The 4531-nt window shown below is 41.2% G+C and carries 5 protein-coding genes and 1 pseudogene; 5 read left to right on the forward strand and 1 reads right to left on the reverse strand.

Annotation, left to right across the window (positions count from 1 at the left end):
• Positions 1-239: pseudogene (locus SPADD19_RS12415) on the forward strand (TMEM175 family protein); the annotation flags it as partial.
• A 61-nt stretch (positions 240-300) separates the two neighbouring features.
• Here the strand turns inward: SPADD19_RS12415 and SPADD19_RS02185 are convergent.
• Entirely contained in the window at positions 301-1128 is an 828-nt protein-coding gene (locus SPADD19_RS02185; protein ID WP_061455081.1) for a LysR family transcriptional regulator, read from the reverse strand.
• Between the two features lie 108 nt (positions 1129-1236).
• Between SPADD19_RS02185 and SPADD19_RS02190 the strand changes: the two genes are divergently transcribed.
• The 4 genes from SPADD19_RS02190 to SPADD19_RS02205 all read left to right on the forward strand — a co-directional run.
• Positions 1237-2097 (forward strand): aldo/keto reductase, encoded by an 861-nt coding sequence (locus tag SPADD19_RS02190; protein WP_061455082.1) that lies wholly within the window; start codon positions 1237-1239, stop codon positions 2095-2097.
• Between the two features lie 10 nt (positions 2098-2107).
• Positions 2108-2989, forward strand: coding sequence for an alpha/beta hydrolase (locus tag SPADD19_RS02195; protein WP_061455083.1), 882 nt, complete (start codon positions 2108-2110; stop codon positions 2987-2989).
• A 16-nt stretch (positions 2990-3005) separates the two neighbouring features.
• Positions 3006-3308, forward strand: coding sequence for an NAD(P)H-binding protein (locus SPADD19_RS02200; protein ID WP_061455084.1), 303 nt, complete (start codon positions 3006-3008; stop codon positions 3306-3308).
• A gap of 35 nt (positions 3309-3343) precedes the next feature.
• Positions 3344-4531, forward strand: a 1188-nt coding sequence (locus SPADD19_RS02205; RefSeq protein WP_061455085.1) for an MFS transporter, incomplete at its 3' end; no start/stop codon positions are given.

The raw sequence follows: 4531 nt of genomic DNA on the forward strand, positions 1-4531 counted from the left end.
GGGTCATTGTTCTTCTGGTAACAGCTTGTAACGTCTGGATGTATCACGAATTGCATAAACTAAATCCCGATGCTGTTGGAGCAAGCCGTTTTAACATTTTAGATAAGGAAGGTCTAGTTGATATTGCACTAAAGCTAATAGGTTTAGTCTTGACCTTAACGGTCTTCCCTTCTGCCATGATGTGGGCAGTGCTGTTTACGTTCTTGGTCATCGTTTTACCTAGAGCAATTAGGCAGTAATCCTTATCAAATAAAGAAAAGTATGGTTCTTTCGAGGGAACCATACTTTTTTTCTGTACTATCAAGTGAATTGCATTAATATACTTTTATTCTTTTTCAAAGTTGAGATGTAAAAGGTTTTTGTGGCTTCCTTATCTACGATTGGGACATGCACACGTTGGGTTGGATTGTCTGAGGAGGCCTGAGAGATATTGGTTGAAAAGCTTGGCAAAGCAGAAGCAGAGATCAGTTCGTCAAAGGCTTCCCAATCTGTCTGGACAATAAATTTGGTTTGTGTTAGCTGATCCACAAGTGGTTGCCAAATCCCCAAACCGGACCGCAAGAGCATGGTTAGGTTTGCCAAATCTTCCAATGCAATTTCCTCACGCATGGCATAGGGATGGGCAGGTGGAACGGAAATATAAAGTTGTTCTTTGAAGAATCCAGTTGTCAGCACATCGTCATGCTCAATTGGAAAGTCTGTCACGATAAACTGGAATTTCTGACTAAGTAGGCCTTCTAGTAGGGAGTCATTATCGTGTAACTCGACATGGACTTCTTGTCCTAAGTCCTGCTCTGCCAAACGACTCCTCACTTCCCATTCTACACCAGGAGCTGAGATGCCGCCAAATAAAATCGTGGTTTGGAGAGAAAAACGTTGGATATTTTTCAAAAATTGCTGCTCATGGTTGAGCAAATCTTCTGCTTGTTGAACAGTATATTTACCAGTTTCCGTTAAGGAAAGTTTGTTTTTGCTTCGTTGGAAAAGCTGGACGCCTAAGTCGTCTTCTAACTGACGCATATTACGGGTCAAAGACGGCTGTGAAATCAATAAAACCTCAGCTGCGCGTGATAGTGTCCCTTCTTTAGCGACCGTAATCAATTGTTCTAGGTGCTGTAAATTGATCATATCTTCTCCTTTGTCACTATTCACTTTATAAATAGTAGTCTAACTAATTGCTATTGTACTATTTTTTAAAGCACTTGTAAAATAGAGACATCAAGTGGAGGTAGCTGTATGAATAAGATTAGATTAAATAATGGAATAGAAATGCCACAGGTTGGGATGGGGCTGTTTCAGCTGAAAGGTGATGAGACTCAAACCTACATCAAACAGGCGATTGAGGCTGGGTATCGCTTATTTGATACGGCTAGTATCTATAGTAATGAAGCAGATTTAGGGCAGGCTATTAAGGGTTCAGGAATTGCTCGAGAGAATTTTTTTATTTCCAGCAAGGTCTGGATTCATTCTGATGGCTATGAGGCAACAATGAAGGAGTTTGAAACAAGCCTAAATCGCTTGGGAACAGATTACATTGACCTGTATTTGATTCATCAACCGATGGGGGATGTTTATGGATCTTGGCGTGCCTTAGAGGAGCTTTATACTCAAGGGAAAATTAAGGCTATTGGCGTATCGAATTTCTCTGAAGATCGCTTGCTTGATTTTATTTTAAATACAAAAATTGTTCCAGCAGTAAATCAAATTGAGCTTCATCCTTTCTTTCATCAATCATCCCTAAGGAAACTGATGAAGGATTACGGGATTCAGGTTCAGGCTTGGGGCCCGCTTTGTGAAGGGATGAAAAATATCTTTCAGCATCCAGTATTAGAAAATATCGCGAAAAAACATCAGAAATCCATTGCTCAAATCGCTTTAAAGTGGAGTGTGCAGATGGGCAATAGCGTCATCCCCAAATCAACAAATCCCGTACATTTGGCAGAAAATGTAGCCCTTTGGGATTTTGAATTGGACCAAGAAGACTTAGACCAAATCAAACAGCTGGACATTGGTTACAGTGAGATTATTGACCATAAAAATTTAGCCGTTGTAAAAGGGTTGAACCTGTGTTTAGGGAGTGAGAAGACTCATGTCTAAAGGAGGAATTATGGTATTTACAAAAGATACAAAAATTAGAGAAATTACCCAACATCCTAGTTTTAGAGGATTTGGACACTTATTATTTCCGCTTCAGCTGGCCTTTCATCCTGAGGAGACTGTCCAAGATGTGACTGATTCAAATCATTTTATCTGGTATTCAAACCTGAAAACAAAGACCAGTTTAGAGGTTTTGAACAACTTACTCGAGCGTGCTCAAAAAAATGAACAAATCTTCTTCCCCATTTATGATGAGGACGAGATGGTGAAGGATCCAAGTAAGAGAGAAACAGGGCTATTTTACTTCAAAGGGAAGGAATATGAGAAATTTGCCCTTATCAATGCAGGCGGCGGTTTTCATTATGTTGCTGCCTTGCACGACAGTTTCCCACAAGCCTTGGCCTTAAGCCAAAGAGGCTACAATGCCTTTGCTCTGATCTATCGCCCCAAGAAGGCCTATGAAGATCTAGCACAGGCCCTAGATTATCTTTTTAATCACTCCAGTGAATTGAAGATAGACCCTGACCAGTATTCGCTTTGGGGTGGTTCTGCTGGAGCTAGGATGGCTATTCGCTTAGGTAACAAAAGCGAATTACAACGTTTAACAAGGACATCCATAGAGCCAGCCAGCATGGTTGTTAGTCAATATACTGGTTATTCATCTGTTTCTAGAGATGATGCACCGACCTATGCCAATTGTGGTATTAATGACTGGATTGCCAATTGGCAAGTGATGGAAAATCGACTGAAGAACTTGAAAAAGCTTGGGATTGACAGCCAGTTTCAAGTCTATAAAGGTCTGAGGCATGGATTTGGCATTGGAAAAGACACAGTAGCAGAAGGTTGGATCGATAACGCCATTTCCTTCTGGGAAAAACAAATCAACAAATAGAAATTGGAGAAAAACAATGAGATTAGTAATTATTGGTGCTTATTCTCCAACAAATAATCGAGTTATCGGTGCTAAGTTAGTGGATGAGTCAGGTTTGGATTATACCTACCTTCGGATGACTTGGCTCTATAATCAGGAAGGCAATCGCTCCTTCAAGTTGATTCCGCAAGGAGAACCCTATAAAGGTGCTCAAGTCACCCGCCAAGCAGTTGCCCAATATATCATGGACTTATTGCAAGACCCAAGTCGTGACTTGGGTGTGAGCGTTGGAATCGTGGAGCCAGGAAGTGAAGTTTTAGCGAAACCAGTTTTCTACTAAGAAAGTGTGAGAATATGAAAAGAAAGAGTGAATATATGAAAAAAGAATCATTTGGGATTATCCTACCCATTACCCTATTAGCTTATTTTTTGATCTTAATGGATAATTCCATTATCTTTACCAGCTCTGTTCAGATTGGGGAGAGTTTAAACCTAACAGATACCAGTCTAGCTTGGGTGTCAAATGCCTATACGCTTACCTTCGGTGGCTTTTTGCTCCTATCTGGTCGCTTGTCTGATTTGTTGGGTCGTAAGCGAATTTTTCAAATTGGTCTAGCTATATTTGGACTGAGTTCCTTGGTGATTGGCCTTGCCCAAAATGCATCTATGATGATTTTGGCACGTGCTATTCAAGGAATTGGAAGTTCTATTATCGCGCCAACAACCCTTGCCTTAATGATGGATACTTATACGGGTGAGATGCGAACAAAAGCTATTTCCTACTATGGTGCGACGGCTGGAATTGGATCAAGTGTTGGCCTCTTGATTGGTGGTGGCCTAACCAGTTTTGTATCCTGGCGAGCAGGCTTTCTAATCAATGTCCCTTTGACCTTTCTCTTGATGTATCTGACTCATCGCCATGTAGTTGCTAAGGCTGGACACCAAGAGAAAATAGATTACTTGGGGAGTTTATTGTCAGTTGCAGGTTTAGCGAGTCTGATCTATGGTTTGGACGGTGAGATTTACCCCCTTGCCTTTGTTATCGCTGGTTTTCTTATCTTGATTGGCTTTTATTTCTATGAAAAAGGACAAAAACTACCTATTATGCCACTAGACTTATTCAAAAATAAAGTTCGTTTTGGTGCCTATCTTGTCAGAGCTCTATTCATGATGGCTATGTTGCCCTATTGGTTCCTATTGCCACAGGTATTACAGGCTGAGTACGGTTTTTCTGCCTTGGGGTCTGGTTTTGCCTTTCTGCCCTTGACAATCACAACCTTCCTTACCTCTCTTCTGCTCCCCAAACTGACTAAGCGATTTGGTAATAATCGTATTTTACTCATTGGAGAGATCGCTTTGTCACTTGGTCTTTTATGGGCTAGCCTATCACCATTAGAGTTGGGTTATGTGCAAGCTGTTGCCTTGCCAATGATGGTGATTGGTATTGGTCAAGCAATGGTCATGGCACCTGTGACGGCAGCAGGTATCTATCACGCTCCTGATGACTTGGCAGGTTCGGCTAGTGGCTTGACAAATGCCATGCATCAAATTGGTGGACCAATT

The organism is Streptococcus parasanguinis, assembly GCF_001578955.1.
Lineage (GTDB): Bacteria > Bacillota > Bacilli > Lactobacillales > Streptococcaceae > Streptococcus > Streptococcus parasanguinis_U.

What these genes read in the sequence shown, in the direction of transcription:
- SPADD19_RS02185 (WP_061455081.1), bottom strand. Translation starts at nt 1,128, where the DNA reads ATGATCAATTTACAGCACCTAGAACAATTGATTACGGTCGCTAAAGAA.
- SPADD19_RS02190 (WP_061455082.1), top strand. Translation starts at nt 1,237, where the DNA reads ATGAATAAGATTAGATTAAATAATGGAATAGAAATGCCACAGGTTGGG.
- SPADD19_RS02195 (WP_061455083.1), top strand. Translation starts at nt 2,108, where the DNA reads ATGGTATTTACAAAAGATACAAAAATTAGAGAAATTACCCAACATCCT.
- SPADD19_RS02200 (WP_061455084.1), top strand. Translation starts at nt 3,006, where the DNA reads ATGAGATTAGTAATTATTGGTGCTTATTCTCCAACAAATAATCGAGTT.